Below are 20,395 nucleotides of genomic sequence, written 5' to 3'. Positions count from 1 at the left end.
TTGATCGTGGGGGGGCCGCCGCACCGTGGTGTCGTACGTCTTCCCGCCAGTCGGCCGATCCGGACACGCCCGGGGAGACGTGGCCGCCTACTGGTCGGCCGGAGTGATGCGGCGGCCTGTGAGGCTCGTGGGCCGGATCGACACCCACATGTCGCGTTCACCGCCCGCCCATGGTGTGGTGTGGGCGCGTTGGGTGAGCCTGCGCACGGCGTCGGGCTCCGTGACGACGCTCGCGGGGCCGACGGCGAGCACGCTCCAGCCCTGGCTCATCGCTTCGTCGACGTGGTCGACCTCGAAGGCCACTTCCGCTCCGACAGCCGCCGCGGGCACGGAGTCGGGTGCAGTCCGGAAGACGATCGCCCCATCGACGACGTCGTAATTGACCGGGACGACCGCGGGGCGTCCGTCGGGCGCCGACACCGCGATGCGCCCCACGCCGTGTGTGGAGAGCAGGGTGCGGCATTCCTCCGGGGCGAGCTCCCGCAGTTGAGGGTGCAGCAGGGCGTGGCCCTGGCCGGGTGGCAGATCCATGCCTCCGCCGCGCAAAGTCGCGGCGGTGGTGCCCAGCGCGTCGGCGAGCCTGATGAGGGTCGCCACGTTGGGGTCGGCGGGGTGTTCCTCCAGGTAGGCCAGGTAACTGGGCGACATGCGGGCGCGGCGGGCTGTTTCCTCCCGGCTTAGCCCCTGCCTGTGGCGTTCCACGGCCACCCGCCGGCCGATGACTCCGGGGTTGGGCGTCCCCGGCCGAGCGGCCGCGGAGGCGGTCTCCGCCTCCCCCGTATCCGGCCGGGAGGACACAGGGGTGGTGTCTGGCTGCCCGTGCTCGACATGACGGATGTGTGCGTCGGGGCCCGGGAACACGAGCGTCACCTCGTCCGTGTCCGACCAGCGCACGTCGTAGGGGGGTGTTCCATCCTCATGGTGAAGTCCGACGATCTCGCCGTCGCGCCTGGTGGCGCCGGCTGTCGGGCTTTCGATGACGAGTTGGTCGCCGAGGTGAGCTCGCATGATCGTCGCCCTCTCCTCAGAGAACGGTGCTGTATCCAAACGTGCCGCGCGCTTCCCGAGGCGGGTCGCGCACGAACAGGCTGAACGTGGCCGGGCCGGTCATCCCTTCCCGCAGGTAGGGCATGGCCATCGTCACTTCGTACAGATCCGTGGTCGTCGCGTCGGACATCACCGCCACTTCCCTCGGCTCCCGTCCCGTCTCCTTGCCCGTCACCGGCGAAAGCGCGCGGACCACAGCGGCTCGACCAGATCCCACTCGGTGTCCCATTGCGCATACCGTCGGCGGTCCAGCAGGCGACGCATGCCGGACCGCGCCGCGAGGACCCCTGCGACCACAGCGACCGCCGCCATACCGCCCCCGAACCAGCCGTTCGTCCTGGCCTGGAGTTCGGTCATCGGCGGACTGGTGAGGCGGCCCTCCCGGTCCACCCACACCCGCACAGCGGCGCCCTTGGGCGTTCCCGATTCCACGAGCGCCGTTCCGGTCCGCACCGTGCCGTTCCCGTCCGTCCAGCGGACCTGCGCCTGTTGTTTCGCCACCTCGGTGTCGCCCTTGACGTTCGACGTCAGGCGGGCGGTCATCTCCTGGCGCGCCGCCGACTGGGCGTACACGGTGCGCATGGAGGACTCGTACGCGGCCAGCCCCGCGCTGATCGCGGCCACCGGCAGTCCGAGGACGAGGACGCACATCAGGAAGCGGCGGAACCAGGATTCGAACCTGTCGGACGTACGTCTCAGGGGGTTCGCCTTCTGTGCTGCGTGTTCCCTGCGCGGCGAGGGCGGACCGGACATGTGCTGCGGGTCTCGTGCGCTCATGAGTCAGCCTCCAGCATTCGCTGGTCCACTCCCCCACCCGGCGCGGTCCGTCTCCCCCGGTCGCGGTCATGTCTGGGGGCGACCGAGGCCGGACACGGCGCGTGATGGAGTACCGCATGATTGATCAGCCAGGTCCGCCCTGAGGCGGCCTCCAGCAGCGCCTGGCGCGCCACACTGCCGAGCCGCTGCCCTCCCCCTCCTCGGCCCCGACGACCACGCTCCCGAACCGGGCGTCCCGGTGTGGGACCGCGCCCGTTCCGAAGCGGCGCTGACCACCTCGCCGGCGGCCCAGTCCACCGTCTCCAGGCTCGCCCCGGACCCGTCGATGCCGACCACCAGGGGAATCGCCACGGCCCCTGTCTCCTCTCGTGCCGGACTCCGTGCCTCCGGCCTCCTCCACAGGTCCACCTGCGCCGTGGAGGAGATTGGGGTACTCCTCGAAGGAGAGACGCACCTTGCTCGGCAGGCCGGCGACGTCCAGCCAGTCCACGCCATCGGACTCGTTCACCGACACTCACCGTCATCTCCAGCTTCTTACGGGATGGAGGCCGCCGCCATGCAACCAGTCGTCGCCGTGGGCCTCGACGGCTCACCCGAGAGTCCTGCCGCTGCCCGTTGGGACGCCGGCGAGGCCGAGAAGTCGGAAGTTGGTCAGGACTACTGGGCGAAGCGTCTGCCGCACACCGCACGGGCGGAACTCCAAGCACACCACCCTGGACTGACCATCGTCGGCAGCCTGGTCGCCGACGACGCCCGGAACCGAGTGGTCCTGGCCCTGAAACCGCAGGCCGCCGTTCATCACGGGCACTGCCCGGCGGCCGTGGTCGCTCATGACTGAGCCCGGCCTCCGCGGGAGATCAGTGCGGTCGGTGCCTCTGATCGACGCTTCCGCGCTCCGGTGCAGTGCCCGGCGCGACGGCGAGCCGCTTCCGAAAGAAGCCGGCCACGGGGGCGCCGAGCTGTTCCAGGTCCATGGCGAGGGAGGCGGCGCGCGGGCGTGGATGTCGGACGAAGGCGTCCGCGTGCTCGATCCCGGCGGCCCGGAGCACGGCGCGGCTGTGGCCGTTGCCCTCGCGGAGGCGGACTGGGACCGAGGGGAGTCAGGAGCCCGCCCTCGGTCTCGGCGAGTCGACGAGGCTGGCGGCGAGCCACTGCTCGACGGCGGTGACATGGACGGTGGCGGCGGATGCTGCCAGCAGGGCGTCACGGGCCCGGAGGGCGCCGAGGATGGCGTCGTGTTCCCGGTGGGCGTGCTCCACGGCGCGCTCGGTGCGGCTGCCCCGGACGATGCGGACCCGTTGGGTGCGGGTGGAGAGCACCCGCAGCAGCATGGACAGCACCGGGTTGCCGACGGCGTCGACGATGCGCTGGTGGAAGGCGATGTCCTGGGCGACGAACTCCTCGACCGTGGCGGCGGACCGGGCGCGCTGCAGGATGTCGTGGAGTTCCTGGAGGTCCTCGGGGGTGAGCAGAGCGGCGGCCAGGCCGGTGGCCTGCGGTTCGAGCAGTCTGCGTACCTGGAGCAGTTGGAGGGCCGTATGTCCCTGGGAGACGTCCGAGGCGAAGGAGAGGGTCTCCAGCAGCAGATGGGGTTCCAGGCTGGACACGTAGGTGCCGTCGCCCTGCCGGGTGACCAGGATCCGCATCGCGGTCAGCGCCCGGACCGCCTCGCGCAGCGAGTTGCGTGACAGGCCGAGCTGTCCGGCGAGGATCTCCTCCTTGGGCAGGCGGGAACCGGGGGCGAGTTCGCCGGCGACGATCATCGCCTTGATCTTGTCCATTGCCTCGTCCGTCAGTGCCATGGGCGGGCCTCTCTGCCTGGTGCACACGGGCTGGCTCCGCCCGGTCCCCTGCGGAACCCTGGGCGGAGCCGACCGCGCACTGCGCCTACTCCTGCTTCTCGCCGGAGGCGAAGCGGGAGATGATCAGGGCGACGATGATGATCGCGCCGTTGAGGAACTGGTTCCACAGTGGTGGTACACCCGCCAGCGTCATGACGTTGACGACGAGCTGGAGGGTGAGCACACCGGTGAGGGCGCCGACGACGGAGCCCTTGCCGCCGTTGAGGCTGACCCCGCCGATGACGGTCGCGGCGAACACCTGGAAGATCCAGCCGCTGCCCTGGGTGGCGGAGATGGAGCCGTAGTGGCCGCTGTAGAGGATGCCGGCGAACGCGGCGAGCACGCTGCCGAGGATGAGGACGGCCCAGACGATCCGGTCGACGCGGATGCCCGCGGTGCGGGCCGCCTCCGCGTTGCCGCCGATCGCGTACAGCGCCCGGCCGTGCCGCAGCCACGCCAGCGCGCTGCCGCCGATCGCGAACAGCACCGCGCAGATCCAGATGGCGGCGGGCACGCCCAGCCAGGACGCCTTGCCCAGGTAGGTGAAGGAGGGCGGCAGGTCGACGATGGACTGGCCTTCGGACAGGGCGACCTGCAGGCCGCGGAGCATGGTCAGACCGCCCAGGGTGACGATGAACCCGTTGAGCCGCAGCTTGAGGATGAGGAAGCCGTTGACGGCGCCGATCAGGACGCCGGTCAGCAGGCAGAGCGGAACCGCCATCCACTCGGGGAAGAGGCCGAGGCCGGTGAACCGCCCGCCGCTGCTGGGCAGGACCAGCCATACGGCGACGACGGGGGCCACACCGATGGTGGACTCCAGGGACAGGTCCATCCGGCCGGCGATCAGGATCAGCGCGGTGGCGAGGACGAGCAGACTGAGTTCGGTGGACTGCTGCGCCACGCCGATGAGGTTGTCCGCGGTCAGGAAGGCCGGGGAGACGATGAACCCGATCAGGCCGAGCACGAGGATGACCGGGACCAGGGACAGGTCGCGGAAGCGACCGAGGGCGAGGCCGCGTCGGGCGGGGTCGGCGAGGGGCGCCTGATCCGCGCTGGTCGCGGGCTCGGTGACGTCTGTGGTGGCGGACATGGCTACCTTCCGTGCTCTTCGGTCTCTGATGCGGCGGTCGTGCCGGCGACGCCTTCCATGGCGGCGACCACGTGCTCGTCGGTCCAGCCGCGGTCGAACTCGCCGACCACCCGTCCGTGGAACATGACGACGACCCGGTCGCACACCTTGAGGTCGTCCAGTTCGTCGGAGACGATCACGGCCGCCTTCCCGGCGTCGGCGACCTGCCGGATCCGGCCGAGGAGGAACTCCTTGGATCTGATGTCCACGCCGTTGGTGGGGCGGATGGCCACCAGGACGTGGGGGTCGGTGGCCAGGGCGCGGGCGACCACGACCTTCTGCTGGTTGCCGCCGGACAGCGCGGAGACGGGGACGGCCGCGTGCGGGGTCTTGATGTCCAGATCCTCGATCATCCGCCGGGCGAAACTCCTGGCACGCGCGGGCAGCACGGTACCGAACGGCCCCAGCTGGTCGGTGACCGTCAGGGTCGCGTTCTCCGCCACGCTGCGGTCGCCCACGAGGCCCTGGAGGTGGCGGTCCTCGGGCACCAGTCCGACTCCGGCGGCCAGCGCCGCCGGCACGCTCCCGCCGCGTACGCCGTGGCCGTCGACCGAGACCCGGCCGGCCTCGGGCCGGTGCAGACCGGCGATGGCCTCGCCCACCTGCACGTTGCCGCTGGCCGTCGCACCGGCCAGCCCGACCACTTCGCCCGCGCGGACCGTGAGGGACAGCTCGCGGCAGGCGCCGGGGAGTGTGAGGTTCTCGACGGTCAGCAGTTCCCTGGCGGCGGTCCGGGGGGAGGGGGCATCGTCCGCGGGGGTCGCGCCGGGGGTGACCGAATCGCCGGTCATGGCCTCCACCAGGGCATGGTGGCCGAGTTCGGCCACGGGTGCGGTGACGATGTGGCGTGCGTCGCGGTAGACGGTGACCGTGGTGCAGAGGTCGTAGACCTCCTGCAGGTGGTGGGAGATGAAGAGGAAGGCGACGCCCTGGCGCTGGAGGTCGCGGAGCTTGTCGAAGAGCCGGGTGATGCCGCGGGCGTCGAGTTTGGCGGTGGGCTCGTCGAGGATGATGAAGCGCGCCCCGAAGGACAGGGCGCGCGCGATCTCGACGAACTGCCGCTGCTCGACCGTCAGATCCCTCGCCCGGGCGTTCGCGTCGACATCGACGCCGTACTCGCCGAGGAGGTCCTCGGCACGTCGGCGCAGTTCCTTCCAGCGGATGGGGCGCAGTGCCCGCGGGCTCTGCCGGTTGAGGAAGAGGTTCTCGGCGACGGTCAGTTCGCCGAGGATGGTGGAACGCTGGTAGACGCAGGCGACCCGGGAGCGCCAGGCGTCGATGTCGCCGAAGGTGGGGGCCGGCCGGCCCGAGAAGCGCAGGGTGCCGGTGTCGGGCTGTTGCAGCCCGGTGAGGATGGACACGAGCGTGGACTTGCCGGCGCCGTTGCGTCCGACCAGGGCGTGCGACTCGCCTGCGGCGATGGTGATACGGGCGTCGCGCAGTGCGACGGTGGCGTCGAATCGTTTGCTGATCCCGGTCGCCTCGGCCACGGGGGCCGGACTCCCGGTGTCGATCGCCGAGGCGGTCGCGGTGTCCGCCATGCTGGTTACCGTCCTTTGCGTACGGATGTGGTCAGGAATGCGCCAGTCGACGAGTGCGTGCGGACGCGTGCGGGCGTGACGGTCAGGTGTACGGCCGCGGAGGTCGCGGGGGCGGGGGCGGAGGGGAGATGTCCCGCCCCCGCAACCGGCCGGCGGACCGCTCGGTCACTGGCCGATGTTGTTGCCCCACAGCGTCTTGTCGTCGACGTTCTCCTTCGTGACCAGCGGTGCGGGCAGCTGGTCCTCCAGGCCGTTGGGCAGTTCGATGATGGTGGAGTCGTGGTCGGTCGGCCCCGGCTGGAACGTCTTGCCGTCGGCGGCGGCCTGGGCGTAGTAGAGCGCGTACTTGGCGTAGAGGTCGGCGGGCTGGGAGATCGTGGCGTCGATCTGGCCCTTGCGGATGGCGTCGAACTCCTGCGGGATGCCGTCGTTGGAGACGATCGTGATGTGCCCCTTCTCGCCCGCGGGCTTGAGCAGGCCCTTCTGCTCCAGCAGTGCCAGGGTGGGCTGCAGGAACACTCCGCCGGCCTGCATGTAGATGCCGTTCAGGTCCGGGTGCTGGGCGAGCAGCGACTGCAGCTTGGCGGAGGCGACATCGCCCTTCCAGTCGGTGGGGAGCTCGAAGACCTTGATCTTCGGGAACTTCTCCTTCATGCACTCGGCGAACGCCTCGGAGCGGTCGCGTCCGTTGATCGAGTCCAGGGCGCCCTGGAACTCGGCCACCTTGCCCTCGCCTCCGAGCTTCTCGCCGAGGAACTCGCACGCCTTGGTGCCGTACGCCCGGTTGTCCGCCCGCACCACCATGTACACATCGCCCTTGTCGGGCCGGGTGTCCACGCTGACCACCGGGATCTTCGCAGCCGACAGGCTGTCGAGGGTCGAGGCGATGGCACCCGTGTCCTGCGGGGCCATGACGATGGCCTTCGCCTTGGTGTTCTGGAAGACCTGGACGTTCGCCACCAGCTTGGTGACGTCGTTCTGCGAGTTGCTCAACGGCAGCGCGTTGATGCCCTGGGACTTGATGTCCTTCTTCAGGTACTGCGCGTACGAGTTCCAGAAGTCGGAGTCGGAACGGGGCAGGTCGATACCGACGGCCGGCTTGCCGCCCGAGGCGCCGGAGTCGGTGCTCTCGCGGTTGCACGCGGTGGTGGCGAGCGCCAGCACCGCGAGGACGACGGTGGTGGCTGCGGCGGTGGAGCGGGTACGAGCGAGCTTCATGGCCGTGTGATCTCCTTAGCCAGGGCAGGGAGGCCGTATCGCCGCGAGGGCGGGACGGCCGGCCGGACACGTCACGGTCGGGCACGGTGTGTGCGCGAGCCGCGCCCGGTGGGATGGGGACGGGGTCAGCCGGTGTCCGAGCGTGCGGAGGCGGAGCAGCCGAGCGCTGGATGGTGATTCCTCGGATGAATCTCGGACGCAGAGGACGTTACGACGACGTTGCCAGCGTTGACAAGGGGGTGAGCATCCACGGAATTCACCTGACGCTCCTCCCGGTCAGTCGCTCATTCATCGGAGGCTGACCCCATGTCGGCCCACCCTTGAGGGACCGCATGTGCGGTCGCCTTGCCCTCTGACCCCCTTGTTTTCCGGACCAGGGACAGACATCCGAGGTCTGCCTTGTCAGGCGAACTCGTTGCCTTTACAGTCGCGGTGCCGTGAAACATCCGATGACAGGCGATGAACACGGACAAAAGCCTGACGGGCGTCGGCCCTGACGAATCGCGGGTGGCCCGTGCCGGCCCGGTCGGCGGCCGCCCGCGGCGAACCCACCCGCGACAAGGGAGCTGCTCAGTGAAACTGCTACGCGTCGGTGCCCCCGGTGAGGAACGGCCCGCTGTCCGCACCGATGACGGCCGACTGCTGGATCTCTCCCCGGTGACCCCCGACATCGACGGCGCCTTCCTCGCCTCGGACGGCGTCGAGCGCGCCCGCGCGGCGCTCCGGACGGCGGACCTGCCCGAACTGGCCCAGGAGGGGATGCGTGTCGGGGCACCCGTCGCCCGCCCCGGCAAGATCGTCTGCATCGGTCTGAACTACCGTGACCACGCCGCCGAGACCGGGGCACCGATCCCGCCCCGCCCGGTGGTGTTCATGAAGGACCCGGGAACCGTCGTCGGCCCCTACGACGAGGTGCTCATCCCGCGCGGCTCGGTGAAGACCGACTGGGAGGTCGAGCTCGCGGTCGTCATCGGCCGCCGGGCACGTTACCTCGAAGGACCCGAGGCGGCGCGGGCCGTGATCGCGGGATACGCGATCAGCCACGACGTCTCCGAGCGGGAGTTCCAGCTGGAGCGCTCCCCGCAGTGGGACCTCGGAAAGTCCTGCGAGACGTTCAACCCGCTCGGCCCCTGGCTGGTCACCGCCGACGAGGTCGGCGACCCGCAGAACCTCTCCCTGTCCCTCAGCGTCAACGGCGTCAGGCGGCAGGACGGCCACACCCGGGACATGATCTTCCCGGTCGACCACATCGTGGCGTACCTGAGCCAGTACATGGTTCTTCAGCCGGGAGACGTGATCAACACGGGGACGCCCGCGGGCGTGGCCCTCGGCCTGCCCGGCACCCCCTATCTCCGCGCCGGCGACACCGTCGAACTGTCCGTGGACGGCCTCGGCGACCAGCGCCAGACGTTCGGCCAAGCGTGAAAGGCACTTCCTTGACTGCACCCTGCGCCCGGATCACCGCGGTCGACACCTTCGACGTCCGCTTCCCCACCTCGCGGGAACTGGACGGCTCCGACGCGATGAATCCGGATCCCGACTACTCGGCCGCCTACGTGGTGCTGCGCACGGACGCCGGCGACGGGCTCGAAGGGCACGGCTTCACGTTCACCATCGGGCGCGGCAACGACGTGCAGGTCGCCGCGGTCGGGGCGCTGCGCCCCCATCTCCTCGGCCGCTCGGTCGAGGACCTGTGCGCGGACCCCGGCTCCCTGAACCGTGACCTGATCGGCGACAGCCAACTGCGCTGGCTGGGCCCCGAGAAGGGCGTGATGCACATGGCGATCGGCGCCGTGGTCAACGCCGTGTGGGATCTGGCCGCCAAGCGTGCCGGACAACCCCTGTGGCGGCTGCTCGCCCACGCCGAACCGGAGTGGCTCGTCTCCCAGGTCGACTTCCGCTACATCACGGACGCACTCACCCCCGCCGACGCGCTCAGCCTGCTGCGCGCGGGCCGAACGGGGCTCGCCGAGCGCGAGGCGGTGCTGCTGGAGCGCGGCTACCCCGGCTACACCACCTCGCCGGGCTGGCTCGGTTACTCCGACGACAAGCTCACCCGGCTGGCCAAGCAGGCGGTCGCCGACGGGTTCACCCAGATCAAGCTGAAGGTCGGCGCCGACCTTCAGGACGACATCCGGCGCCTGCGCACCGCCCGTGCGGCCGTCGGGGACGGCATCCGCATCGCCATCGACGCCAACCAGCGGTGGAACGTCGGCGAGGCGATCGACTGGACCAACGCGCTCGCCGCCTTCGACCCGTACTGGATCGAGGAGCCGACCAGCCCCGACGACGTGCTCGGACACGCCGCCGTCCGCAAGGCGGTCGCGCCCGTGAAGGTGGCCACCGGCGAGCACGTGCAGAACCGCATCGTCTTCAAGCAGTTGCTCCAGGCCCAAGCCGTCGACGTGCTGCAGATCGACGCGGCCCGGGTCGGCGGCGTCAACGAGAACCTGGCGATTCTGCTGCTGGCCGCCAAGTTCGGGGTGCCGGTGTGCCCGCACGCCGGCGGCGTGGGATTGTGCGAGCTGGTGCAGCACCTGTCGATGTTCGACTTCCTCGCCCTGTCCGGTACGACCGAGAACCGGGTCATCGAGTACGTCGACCATCTCCACGAGCACTTCACGGATCCGGTGCGGATGCGCGCCGGGCACTACGCGGCGCCGCTGTCCCCCGGCTTCTCCGCGACCATGCGCCCGGACTCGATCGACCACTACCGCTACCCGGACGGCGGCTTCTGGGTCGCCGACCGCGCCGGACGAAGGGACGCGGCATGACAGAACTGACCGGACTGCGGGCTCTGGTGACCGGCGGCGCGTCCGGCATCGGGCTCGCCACCGCCCGGGCCCTGACGGCGCGGGGCGCGGCCGTCGCCGTACTCGACATCGAACCGGGCGGCGTCCCCGAACCGATCCTCGGCCTCAGGGCCGATGTCGGCGACGACGCCTCGGTGCGCGCCGCCGTGGACACCGCGGCCACGCGGCTCGGCGGCATCGACATCCTCGTCAACAACGCGGGTGTCGGCGCGGCGGGAACCGTCGAGGACAATCCCGACGAACAGTGGCACCGCGTCCTGGACATCAACGTCCTCGGCATGGTCCGCACCACCCGCGCCGCACTCCCCCACCTGCGCCGCGCCGCCACTGCCCGTCCGGGCACGGCGGCCGTCGTCAACACGTGCTCCATCGCGGCGACCGCCGGACTGCCGCAGCGGGCCCTGTACTCCGCCAGCAAGGGTGCCGTTCTGGCGCTGACCCTGGCCATGGCCGCGGACCACGTCCGGGAGGGCATCCGCGTCAACTGCGTCAACCCCGGCACCGCCGACACCCCGTGGGTGGCCCGGCTCCTCGACGCCGCGGAGGATCCGGAAGCCGAGCGTGCCGCCCTGAACGCCCGCCAGCCCATGGGGCGCCTGGTCACCGCCGAGGAGGTCGCCGCTGCCATCGTCTATCTGGCGAGTCCCGCCGCGGCGTCCGTCACCGGCACCGCCCTCGCCGTCGACGGCGGCATGCAGGGCCTCCGGCTGCGGCCGGCGGCTCGCTCATGAAAACCGTGCGGCTGGGGGGAACCGGCGTCCCGGTCACCGCGCTGGCGCTCGGGTGCGCGGGCATCGGGAACCTCTACCGGCCGGTCGGCGACGAGACGGCCGCGGCCACGGTGGACGCCGCCTGGAACGCGGGGATCCGCACCTTCGACACGGCGCCCCACTACGGACTCGGCCTGTCCGAGCGGCGGTTGGGCGCCGCGCTGCGCGGCCGCCCCCGGGACGCGTACACCGTCTCCACCAAGGTGGGACGGCTGCTCGTGCGCGACGACGGGGACGGTGCCGGGGACGATCTGACGCACGGCTTCGCCGTTCCCGCCACCCATCACCGTGTCTGGGACTTCAGCGGCGACGGTGTCCTGCGCTCCCTGGAGGCCAGCCTGGAGCGCCTCGGGCTGGACCGGATCGATGTCGTCCTGCTGCACGACCCCGACGACCACGCCGAGCAGGCGCTGCGCGCGGCGTGTCCGGCACTGGAACGGCTGCGGGGCGAAGGCGTGGTCGGGGCGATCGGCGTCGGCATGAACCAGTGCGCGCTCCCGGCCCGCTTTCTGCGCGAGACCGACATCGACGTGGTGCTGCTGGCCGGCCGCTACACCCTGCTGGAGCAGGAGGGGCTCGCCGAGCTGCTTCCCGAGGCCGCCGCCCGCGGCAAGAGCGTCATCATCGGCGGTGTCTTCAACTCCGGGCTGCTGACCGATCCGAAGCCAGGCGCCACGTACGACTACGCGCCCGCCCCGCGGGAGGTGCTCGACCGGGCGCTGCGGCTCAAGGCGGTCGCCGAGCGTCACGGGGTGCCCCTGCGGGCGGCGGCGCTGCACTTCCCGTTCGGGCATCCGGCGGTCACCGGCGTCCTGACCGGGGCGCGTTCCCCCGAGGAGGTGCGTGACACCGTGGAACTGCTACGGCGGCCGGTCCCGGATGCCTTCTGGAACGAGTCGCGCGCCGCGGGTCTGCTGGGACCCCGCACCCCTGTCCCCTCTGTCCCCCCGTTCACACCGACCGGCCCGGCCGTCCCGCCCGGACAGGCCCCGCCGCTGAAGGAGCCGTTGTGAGGATCGCCCTGCACACGAAGGTACGCGCCGACCGCATCGAGGAGTACGAGGCGGCGCACCGTGAGGTCCCCGAGGAACTGACCGCCGCCATCCGCGCCGCCGGAGTGAGCCAGTGGACGATCTGGCGCAGTGGTACGGATCTCTTCCACGTCCTGGAAGTGGACGACTACCAGGCGATGATCGCCGAACTGGAGAAGCTGCCGGTCAACATCGCCTGGCAGGCGCGCATGGCCGAGCTGCTGGACGTCGTCCACGACTACTCCGCCGAGGGCGCCGACGCCTCGCTGCCGGTGGTGTGGGAGCTGTGACCGTCTGCGCGCCTGGTGGCCCCGGGAGCGGGGCGCCGGCCCTGCTCCCGGGGCCACACGGGTGCGTGGTGGTCAGCCGATCCTGGTCAGGGTCCACCTCTGCGGTGATCCGCCGTTGGCGGTCCACTGGATGACCTGGCTCCCCTCGGCTTCGGCGTTGCCGTTGTCCAGCACCTTGCCGCTGTGACGGCCCACTGCTGCTGATGGCTGCCGTTGTCGGTCCGCTGCTGCATTCCCGCTCCGTCGGAGGTGGAGCCGCCGCCGTCGAGCGCCTTGCCGCTGCGGACGCCGACCCGCCGGTGGACGCCGTTCGGGAGGACGGCCGGCATGCCGTTGACCTCGGCCATCCAGGAGGCCAGGCCGTTCAGGACGTTCACGGTTCCGGCGCTCACGCCGCCGTCGCCCTTGGAGCCGATGTTGAGCAGGTAGTTGCCGTCACGGGAGACGACCGTGACCATCTCCCGGACCAGGTCCTTGACGGACCGGTAGTTGTTCTCGGCCCAGTCGGTGTAGCCCCACTGGCCGTTCGCCGAGACCGAGGTCCCGCTTGACGCGTTCGTTGACGACGAGGTTGGGTTTGCGGGCCATCAGCCAGCTGTAGAGGTCCTCGCCGTCGGCCTTGATCCACCGGTGCGTCCCACTGCTAGACAGGCGTCGACGCCGACGGTACGAACGGCGCCCCGTGTCCCGGCACGATCAGGGCCGGGCCCAGGGCCAGGACCTTCTCCCTGGCCGCCCGCAGTTGCTCGCGATCGGGCGCGAAGGGGTCCTCGGCCGGACCCTCGGCGGTCCACCACAGATGAGTCAGGACCACCAGGCCCTCGGCGGCCGTGACCAGGGTGCTGACGTCCTCTGCGGTGTGGCCGGGCGTCGTCATGAGCGTGATCGACGGCGACAGCCGGTATCCGTCGGCATCGCGGTCCTCCCAGACGTCGTTCCGGTAGATCGCCATGTGGTCGTGGAAGCGGGCCTCGGGGAACAGGGCCGCGTTCAGCGTGTGGTCCGGGTGGTGGTGGCTGAAGACGACGTCGGTGACGTCCTCGGGGTTCAGCCCGTGGTACTTGAGCGGGTCCAGGATGAGCCGACGGTCCGCGACCATACCCGGATCGACGATAGCGACCGTCTCGCCGTCGACGAGCAGGGTGACGGTGCCGGCCACCCGCTCGTCGGCGTAGCCGGTGGTCAGGACGTGGAAGGCAGCGGTCATGAGGGGCTCCTCGGGCGAGTCGGGTGGTGTGGGGCCGTACGAGCCGGTCACCGGGGCAGGAGCGCCCGGAAGCCGGTGAGGAGGGCGCGGAGCCCGAGGTCGAAGGCGAGCTCGGCCCGGCGGTGGTCGGTGGGGGTGTCGTCCAGTGCGGCGCTGAGGTGGGGGGCGGTCTCGCGGATCACGTCGGAGACCATCACCGGCGGCGCGACGAGGTCGAGGGCCGAGCCGAGGACGAAGCTCTCCAGCGCGTTGATCAGGGGCATGACCTGGCCGGCGGTGAAGCCGGCGGTCAGCAGGAGTTCGGCGACCTTCTCGTACATCGCGTGCATGAAGGGTTCGGCCAGCGGGGCCGTGGCGAGCAGCGGCACAGCTCCGGGGTGGGTGGCGAAGGCCGCGCGGTAGGACCGGGCCCATGTCTCCAGGGCCTGCTCCCAGGACCCTGAGGAGTCCCAGTCGTCAGGGCCGGCCTCCAGGGCCAGCTCTTCCCTCATCAGCGAGATGATCTCGTCGCGGCCGGACACGTGGTGGTAGAGCGCGGAGGGAGCGACGCCGAGCTCACGGGCCAGGGCGGGAATGGTGAGGACTCCCTGCTCGTCGGCGATTCTCAGCGCTGCCGCGCCGATGCGGCGGCGGTCCAGCAGAGGGGTGCGCGGCCTTGGCACGTGGGCTCCTCTTCGTACGTCTCCCCGCAGGGCGGCGGCACGGCCGCCCGCGGCTGTCACGCGAACTTTACCGAATGACTTTCAGTAAAGCTCTTCCCGAGCGATCGAGCGGTGCCTACATTACCGAAACCGAATCAGTTTCAGTTCGGTTGCCGTACGAAGGAAGGGCCCCACCGCCATGCAGGCCGACATCGTGTTCACCGGAGGGACCGTCAGGACCGGGGCCGCCGAAGGCCCGGTGCTCGACGCCCTCGCCGTCACGGGCGGCAGGATCAGCGCGCTCGGGGTGGAGGCCCTCGCCGCCCGCGGCAGCGGCACCGTCCTGATCGACCTGCGAGGAGGCACCCTGCTGCCCGCGTTCGGCGACGGGCACGTACACCCGGTGATGGGCGGCCTGGGCCTGCTCGGAGCACCCGTACGCGAGTGCACCTCGGTGCAGGGGATCGTCGAGGCCGTACGGCACTGGGCCGACGAGCACCCCGAGGCCGAGTGGATCACCGGCGACGGCTTCGACGCCTGGCTCGCCCCCGGCGGCCGGTTCGACGCCCGCCTGCTGGACGCGGCCGTGCCCGACCGGCCCGTGGTGCTGCGCACGATGGACCACCACACGGCGTGGGTGAACAGCGAAGCGCTGCGCCGGGCCGGGTTCGACGCCGCCACGCCCGACCCGGACGGCGGGGAGATCGTGCGCCGGCAAGGCTCCACCGAACCGCTGGGCACCCTGCGCGAGTTCGGCGCCGTGCTGCCCGTACTCGAACTCGTGCCCCAGCCGTCGCACGAAGCCCAGGTGGACGCGCTGCGCGCGACTGCCTCCCGGTTCGCCGCCGCCGGGGTGACCTGGGTGCAGGACGCCTGGGTGGAGCCGCACCACGCCGACGTCTGGATCACCGCGGCGACCTGCGGCCCGGGACTGCCGATCCGCGCCGACCTGGGCTTCTTCCTGGGACCTGAGCACTGGCGCGAGCGGGTCGCCCGGCTCGCCGCCGAGCGTGAGCGCGTGGAGGGCGCCGCCCCCGGGCTGCTCACGGCGCACACCGTGAAGTTCTTCGCCGACGGGGTCATCGAGTCCGGCACGGCCGCCCTGCTGGAGCCGTACACCGACTGCCCGCACTCCCACGGCATCGCCAACTGGACTCCCGAGGAGCTGGCGAAAGCCGTCACCGCGATCGACGCCCTCGGTTTCCAGCCGCACATCCACGCGCTCGGCGACGGCGGTGTCCGGGTCGCCCTCGACGCGATCGAGGCCGCAGCCCGTACCAACGGCCCCCGCGAGCGCCGCCCGGTCGTCGCCCACGCCCAGCTGATCCACCCCGCCGATCTGCCCCGCTTCGCCGAACTCGGGGTGATCGCCAATCTGCAGCCGCTGTGGGCCCAGCCCGACCGGCTGATGACCGACCTCATCCTGCCGAAGATCGGCCCGGAGCGCGGCGCGCGCCAGTACCAGATCGCCGCCCTGCTCGCCTCCGGCGCCCGCATCGCGTTCGGCAGCGACTGGCCGGTCACCGACCACGAACCGCTGCGGGGCATCGCCACCGCCGTGACCCGCCAGACACCCGAGGGAATCCCCGAGGGCGGCTGGCTTCCCCAGGAGCGGATCGACACCGCTACCGCCCTGGCAGCCTACTCCGCCGGATGCGCCTACCAGGCGTTCGAGGAGAAGGAGTGGGGCGTCCTCAGCCCCGGAATGCGCGCCGACCTGGTGCATCTCGCCGCCGACCCGGTCGGGACCGCTCCCCGCGACCTCGCGCATCTGCCCGTCCTTGGTACCTGGCTCGCCGGCCGACGTACGCACGGCTCCGGCATCCCCGCGCCCGTGTCGGCCGGAGGGCGATAGCCTTCCGGCGCCGTCACGGCCGGGCCCGCGTGCCAGGGACAGTCCGCTCCCCCGTCGACTCATGCAGCACGCATCACGCGGAGACCTCCATGACCCAGCCCCACACCTCCACCGCTCCCCAACAGCCCCCGGCGGCCGCCGGGACGGATCCCACCGGCCGTCTGCGGCGCGGCACGCTCGGCGTCAGCGACATCGTGTTCTTCGTCGTGGCGGCGGCGGCGCCGCTCACCGTGATGGCCGGTATCGCCCCGCTCGCGATCCTCTTCGGCGGCATCGGCGCCCCGGTCGCGTATCTGACGGTCGGCGTCGTGCTGTGCCTGTTCGCGGTCGGTTTCACCGCCATGACGCCGCACATCCGCAACGCGGGCGCCTTCTACTCGTACGTCTCCCGGGGCCTGGGCCGCCCTGCCGGCCTGGGAGCGGCGCTGCTCGCGGTGTTCTCCTACAACGCCCTGCAGATCGGCACCTACGGGGCCTTCGGCTTCTTCGCCGCCGGCACCGCGAGCGACCTGCTGGGCGTCGACCTGCCCTGGCCGGTCTACGCCTTCGCGGGGATCGCCGTGGTGTGGTTCCTCGGCTTCCGGTCGATCCATGTGGGCGCCAAGGTCCTCGCCACCCTGCTGATCGCCGAGACCGCCATCCTGGTGCTGCTCGCCGGCGCGATCCTCGTCAAGGGCGGCGCGAACGGGCTGAGCCTGGCCTCCTTCGCCCCCTCCAACGTCTTCACCTCGCAGATGAGCGCGCCGCTGGGCCTCGCCATCGCCGCCTTCATCGGCTTCGAGGCCACCGCCCTCTACCGCGAGGAGGCCCGCGACCCCAACCGCACCGTGCCGCGCGCCACCTACCTTGCCGTCGGATTCCTGGGCCTGTTCTACACGTTCGTCGTCTGGGTCATCGTCCAGGCGTTCGGCGACGACCAGGCCGTCGGGGCCGCTGCCCAGAACCCCGCCGAGATGTTCTTCACCGCGATGACCCGCTACGTGGGCGGCTGGGCCACCGACCTCCAGCGCGTCCTGATCGTCAGCAGCCTCCTGGCCTCCCTGCTCGCCTTCCACAACGCCATCGCCCGCTACGGCTACGCGCTGTCCGCCGAGGGTGCCCTCCCCGCGCGCCTCGGCCGTATCCACCCCCGGCACGGCTCGCCCTGGATCTCCGGCATCGCGCAGACCGTGCTGGCGGTCGTGGTCACCGGCGTGTTCGCCGCCATCGGCGTCCACCCCTACAACCAGTTCCTGCTGTGGGTGAACACCCCCGGAGTGGTCGGCATCCTCGCGCTGCAGACGCTCGCGGCCTGCGCCGTGGCCGTCTTCTTCCGCCGCAACCCCGGCGGCCACGCGGCGGGACGCCTGCGCACGGTCGTCGCACCGGTGGCCGCCGCGCTCCTCCTCGCCACGATCACCGGGCTGGTCTGCACGCGCCTCAATCTCTTCACCGGTGCCGCGCCCGCCGTCAACTGGACGCTGGTCGCGCTCACCCCGGTCGTCTTCGCGACGGGCACGGCACTTGCCGTACGGATCCGCCGCAACCGGCCCGACGTCTACGCCAGGCTCGCCACCACGGACGTCGACTCCGCGTGACCGAGCACGGGGCCCCGCCGCGGGACGTGGAGTCACCGCGGCGGGGCCGCCGAAGCGCGAAGCCTCGATGGACATCAGCACGATGACCGCGCCCAAACAGTCTGCCCCTGCACGCCCTCGCGGTGCTCAGGCCAGGCCGAACCGCTCGGCGTGCACTTGCCTCTGGGGAACCCTCAGCCTGCGCAGGGCGCTCAGCACGGCCGAGGTCATCGCCGGCGGGCCGCAGACGTACACGTCGCGTGCGGCCACGTCGGGAACCAGGGCACGGAGACTGTCCGGCTCGAACGGCGTGTTCCCCTCCCCCGTGCGGCCGGTGAGCAGGTGCAGTTGCCCACCGCGGCCCGCGACCAGGGCTCGTACCGCGTCGACCAGCACGGCGTCGTTCTCGCTGCGCACCCGGTAGAGCACGACGACGTCGCCGGCCGGTTCCTCCTCCAGCAGGGCTCGGACCGGCGTGATCCCCACGCCTCCGGCGATCAGTAGTACGCCGGGCCGCGTTCGATGCAACGAGGTGAACGCCCCGTACGGCCCCTCGACGAACGCGCGGCTCCCGACCGGGATGTGCCGCAGGCCGGCGCTGGTGCTGCCGACCGCCTTGGCGGTCAGGCGCAACGTCCGGCCGTCGGGTGCCGCCGACAGCGAGAACGGATTCGCCAGCCACCAGTGGTTGTGCCCGGGGAACCGCCAGATGCAGAACTGGCCGGCCCGGGCCGGCAGCTTGTCGAGGTGGCGGCCGGTGACGTGCACCGACACCACGTCGTCCGACTCCGGCACCACCGCCGTGACCTCGAAGCGGTGGTAGGCGTTGCGCCAGACAGGCATGATGACCCGGCCCGTGATCAGGGCGCCGAACGCGAACAGCCACATGGCCCACCAGTACGTCTTCGCGGGCGCGGAAGAGCTGAAGGTCGTGGTCTCCAGCAACTGGTGGACGAACGCCAGCCCCAACGCCACGTACAGCAGCAGGTGCAGGCCGTGCCACGTCTCGTATCGCAGCCGCAGCCTCACATACCGGGCGGAGATCGCGGCGACCACGACGACGATCGCCGCGGCGCACATCCCGAGCAGGGAGGCCGGCACGCCGGCCAGCGCGAAGAACGTCTTCGTCATCGACGCGTCATCGAGCCGCGCGTAGCCGAGCACCACCAGCAGGGCGTGGGTGAGGACGGTCCACAGCAGGGTGAAGCCGACCCACCGGTGCCACACCGTCAGCCGGTCCATGCCGATACGACGGTCGAGCCATGGCAGCCGGGCCACCAGCAGCAGCTGGAACAGCATCAGCACCGCGGCGTGCAGGCCGAAGAACTTGGCGACGGTGAGCACCCCGTTCTTGCCGGTTCCGGCGGTGAGGAACAATGCCTCGACGATCACCAGGTTGGTGATGACAAACGTCCACAGCGCCCACCGCGCCGCAACGACCGGCGGTATGGCGCGTTGCCGCACCCGTGTAATTGTCGCCTCCACTGCTTCCCCTCTTGTCCACCGGCGGCCGGTTCCAGCCACCCTCGCTGGGTAACGCTGAGTGATTAATGCCTTAACCACAAGCCGTCACGCGACAGGGGGATCAGCCGGCATCGGCAACATGCCGCCACAGACATGGGATGTCAGCGGGTCGATACGGGAGCAGGCCGGAGGAGCGAACAGACCGTGCGAGCAGTGCCCCTGGGACGAAACAGCGCAATGCTCGCCCTCACGCCACCGATCCTTAATACCTGCGCATTCATGGGATGTTCCAGCCGGAATTCGTGGTATCTATACGGGTGCGCTCGTCACACGGGTTCGGGCCGACCCGCCAGGGCTCACAGCGCGAGACGTTCCCCCCACGCCGTTCTGCCGGTACGTCAGGCGGCCGCCGACGCCGACGGGAAGGCACGGCGGCCGAGCCGCTGATGAACGGCGATCAGCCACTCTGATTCAGCAGTCACCCGCAGAAGAGGACGCCGCATGAGAAAGCCTTGGGTTCTCCCCCTGACCACGCTTGTCGCTGTCGCGCTCGGGGCGACGACGGCAGGGGTGGCCCCTGCCTCCGCCGACTCCACCACGCCCTTGCGGGTCATGCCGTTGGGCGACTCGATCACCTGGGGCGTGGGAAGCAGTACGGGCAACGGCTACCGGGGCCCGTTGTGGAACAAGCTCGCGGCGGACGGTCATCCGCTGGACTTCGTGGGCACACTGCGGGGCGGTTCGATGTCCGACCCCGACAACCAGGGCCACTCCGGATACAAGATCCACGAGGTCGCCGCGCTCACCGACGCCTCGCTGACCCGCTACCGGCCCAACGTGGTGACGCTGCACATCGGTACCAACGACCTCAACCAGAGCTACCAGGTCTCCACCGCCACCGCCCGGCTGAGGTCGCTGGTCGACCAGATCACCGCCGCCGCCCCCGACGCGACCGTCCTCGTGGCCTCCCTGGTCGTGTCCACCAGCGGCTCGGAGGAGCAGTACCGTGCCGCGTACAACCAGGCCATCCCCCAGATCGTGAGGGACGCCCAGGCCGCGGGCAAGCGTGTCGCGTTCGTCGACATGAGCAGCCTGACCACCGCCGACCTGGACGACGCCCTGCATCCCAACGACGCGGGCTACCAGAAGATGGCCGACGCCTTCCACCGCGGCGTCCGGGCCGCGGACAGCGCGGGGTGGCTGAGGAACCCCGCC

At 71.0% G+C, this 20,395-nt stretch carries 19 protein-coding genes and 2 pseudogenes; 9 read left to right on the top strand and 12 right to left on the bottom strand.

Annotated elements, in window-relative coordinates; genetic code table 11:
• Positions 1-87 precede the first annotated feature (87 nt).
• Genes ACH5AC_RS28620 through ACH5AC_RS28610 form a run of 3 tightly spaced genes read right to left on the bottom strand, consistent with a single transcriptional unit; the run spans position 88 to position 1,824 of the window.
• Positions 88-1,008, bottom strand: coding sequence for a DUF1918 domain-containing protein (locus ACH5AC_RS28620; protein ID WP_398865073.1), 921 nt, complete (start codon positions 1,006-1,008; stop codon positions 88-90).
• A gap of 16 nt (positions 1,009-1,024) precedes the next feature.
• On the bottom strand, positions 1,025-1,222 hold the full coding sequence (locus tag ACH5AC_RS28615; protein WP_398865237.1) for a hypothetical protein: 198 nt from the start codon (positions 1,220-1,222) through the stop codon (positions 1,025-1,027).
• Positions 1,219-1,824, bottom strand: a complete 606-nt coding sequence (locus ACH5AC_RS28610; RefSeq protein WP_398865072.1) for a hypothetical protein — start codon at positions 1,822-1,824, stop codon at positions 1,219-1,221. Before ACH5AC_RS28610 ends, ACH5AC_RS28615 begins: the two co-directional genes overlap by 4 nt.
• A 556-nt stretch (positions 1,825-2,380) precedes the next feature.
• Here ACH5AC_RS28610 and ACH5AC_RS28605 point away from each other — a divergent pair.
• Positions 2,381-2,599, top strand: a pseudogene (locus tag ACH5AC_RS28605) (universal stress protein); the annotation flags it as partial.
• 325 nt (positions 2,600-2,924) lie between these two features.
• Here ACH5AC_RS28605 and ACH5AC_RS28600 read toward each other — a convergent pair.
• The 4 genes from ACH5AC_RS28600 to ACH5AC_RS28585 form a co-directional block, all read right to left on the bottom strand.
• Positions 2,925-3,626: a FadR/GntR family transcriptional regulator gene (locus ACH5AC_RS28600; RefSeq protein WP_398865071.1), complete on the bottom strand. Its 702-nt coding sequence runs from the start codon at positions 3,624-3,626 to the stop codon at positions 2,925-2,927.
• 85 nt (positions 3,627-3,711) lie between these two features.
• A complete protein-coding gene (locus ACH5AC_RS28595) occupies positions 3,712-4,755 on the bottom strand; it encodes an ABC transporter permease (protein ID WP_398865070.1) in 1,044 nt (347 codons plus the stop codon).
• A gap of 2 nt (positions 4,756-4,757) precedes the next feature.
• Complete coding sequence (locus ACH5AC_RS28590) at positions 4,758-6,335, bottom strand: sugar ABC transporter ATP-binding protein (protein ID WP_398865069.1); 1,578 nt, start codon at positions 6,333-6,335, stop codon at positions 4,758-4,760.
• Between the two features lie 165 nt (positions 6,336-6,500).
• Complete coding sequence (locus ACH5AC_RS28585) at positions 6,501-7,553, bottom strand: sugar ABC transporter substrate-binding protein (protein WP_398865068.1); 1,053 nt, start codon at positions 7,551-7,553, stop codon at positions 6,501-6,503.
• 573 nt (positions 7,554-8,126) lie between these two features.
• Between ACH5AC_RS28585 and ACH5AC_RS28580 the strand changes: the two genes are divergently transcribed.
• From ACH5AC_RS28580 to ACH5AC_RS28560, 5 genes are read left to right on the top strand one after another with little or no spacing between them, the layout of a single operon-like run.
• Positions 8,127-8,978: a fumarylacetoacetate hydrolase family protein gene (locus ACH5AC_RS28580; protein ID WP_398865067.1), complete on the top strand. Its 852-nt coding sequence runs from the start codon at positions 8,127-8,129 to the stop codon at positions 8,976-8,978.
• Positions 8,979-8,989: 11 nt separating this feature from the next.
• The gene (locus ACH5AC_RS28575) at positions 8,990-10,327 is read left to right on the top strand and encodes an L-fuconate dehydratase (RefSeq protein WP_398865066.1); all 1,338 of its coding nucleotides are present in this window, start codon (positions 8,990-8,992) and stop codon (positions 10,325-10,327) included.
• Positions 10,324-11,097 carry an SDR family NAD(P)-dependent oxidoreductase gene (locus ACH5AC_RS28570; RefSeq protein WP_398865065.1) on the top strand — a complete coding sequence of 258 codons (774 nt, stop codon included), beginning with the start codon at positions 10,324-10,326 and terminating at the stop codon, positions 11,095-11,097. The genes ACH5AC_RS28575 and ACH5AC_RS28570 overlap by 4 nt, the downstream gene beginning before the upstream one ends.
• Complete coding sequence (locus ACH5AC_RS28565) at positions 11,094-12,149, top strand: aldo/keto reductase (protein WP_398865064.1); 1,056 nt, start codon at positions 11,094-11,096, stop codon at positions 12,147-12,149. Before ACH5AC_RS28570 ends, ACH5AC_RS28565 begins: the two co-directional genes overlap by 4 nt.
• Positions 12,146-12,457 carry an L-rhamnose mutarotase gene (locus tag ACH5AC_RS28560; RefSeq protein WP_398865063.1) on the top strand — a complete coding sequence of 104 codons (312 nt, stop codon included), beginning with the start codon at positions 12,146-12,148 and terminating at the stop codon, positions 12,455-12,457. The genes ACH5AC_RS28565 and ACH5AC_RS28560 overlap by 4 nt, the downstream gene beginning before the upstream one ends.
• Before the next feature lie 72 nt (positions 12,458-12,529).
• On the opposite strand, the gene ACH5AC_RS28555 is transcribed toward ACH5AC_RS28560, so the two are convergent.
• The 4 genes and pseudogenes from ACH5AC_RS28555 to ACH5AC_RS28540 all read right to left on the bottom strand — a co-directional run bounded on the left by ACH5AC_RS28555 (position 12,530) and on the right by ACH5AC_RS28540 (position 14,326).
• Positions 12,530-12,631: an RICIN domain-containing protein gene (locus ACH5AC_RS28555; RefSeq protein ID WP_398865231.1), complete on the bottom strand. Its 102-nt coding sequence runs from the start codon at positions 12,629-12,631 to the stop codon at positions 12,530-12,532.
• Between the two features lie 224 nt (positions 12,632-12,855).
• Positions 12,856-12,936 (bottom strand): annotated as a pseudogene (locus ACH5AC_RS28550) (hypothetical protein); the annotation flags it as partial.
• 164 nt (positions 12,937-13,100) lie between these two features.
• Positions 13,101-13,664: an MBL fold metallo-hydrolase gene (locus ACH5AC_RS28545; protein WP_398865062.1), complete on the bottom strand. Its 564-nt coding sequence runs from the start codon at positions 13,662-13,664 to the stop codon at positions 13,101-13,103.
• A gap of 47 nt (positions 13,665-13,711) precedes the next feature.
• Complete coding sequence (locus ACH5AC_RS28540) at positions 13,712-14,326, bottom strand: TetR/AcrR family transcriptional regulator C-terminal domain-containing protein (protein ID WP_398865061.1); 615 nt, start codon at positions 14,324-14,326, stop codon at positions 13,712-13,714.
• A 178-nt stretch (positions 14,327-14,504) separates the two neighbouring features.
• On the opposite strand from ACH5AC_RS28540, the gene ACH5AC_RS28535 reads away from it, so the two are divergent.
• Both ACH5AC_RS28535 and ACH5AC_RS28530 read left to right on the top strand, forming a co-directional pair.
• Complete coding sequence (locus ACH5AC_RS28535; protein WP_398865060.1) at positions 14,505-16,160, top strand: amidohydrolase; 1,656 nt, start codon at positions 14,505-14,507, stop codon at positions 16,158-16,160.
• Between the two features lie 89 nt (positions 16,161-16,249).
• Positions 16,250-17,737, top strand: coding sequence for an APC family permease (locus ACH5AC_RS28530; protein ID WP_398865059.1), 1,488 nt, complete (start codon positions 16,250-16,252; stop codon positions 17,735-17,737).
• A 126-nt stretch (positions 17,738-17,863) separates the two neighbouring features.
• Here ACH5AC_RS28530 and ACH5AC_RS28525 read toward each other — a convergent pair whose 3' ends face one another.
• Positions 17,864-19,180: a ferric reductase-like transmembrane domain-containing protein gene (locus ACH5AC_RS28525; RefSeq protein WP_398865058.1), complete on the bottom strand. Its 1,317-nt coding sequence runs from the start codon at positions 19,178-19,180 to the stop codon at positions 17,864-17,866.
• A 501-nt stretch (positions 19,181-19,681) separates the two neighbouring features.
• Between ACH5AC_RS28525 and ACH5AC_RS28520 the strand changes: the two genes are divergently transcribed.
• Positions 19,682-20,395: SGNH/GDSL hydrolase family protein (locus ACH5AC_RS28520; protein WP_398865057.1), on the top strand; the 714-nt coding region annotated here is incomplete at its 3' end.

This window comes from Streptomyces sp. NPDC018693 (assembly GCF_044391385.1).
In the GTDB taxonomy this organism is placed as follows: domain Bacteria; phylum Actinomycetota; class Actinomycetes; order Streptomycetales; family Streptomycetaceae; genus Streptomyces.
The sequence above is the reverse complement of the archived record's forward strand: the minus strand, read 5'-3'. Positions and strand labels throughout refer to the sequence as shown.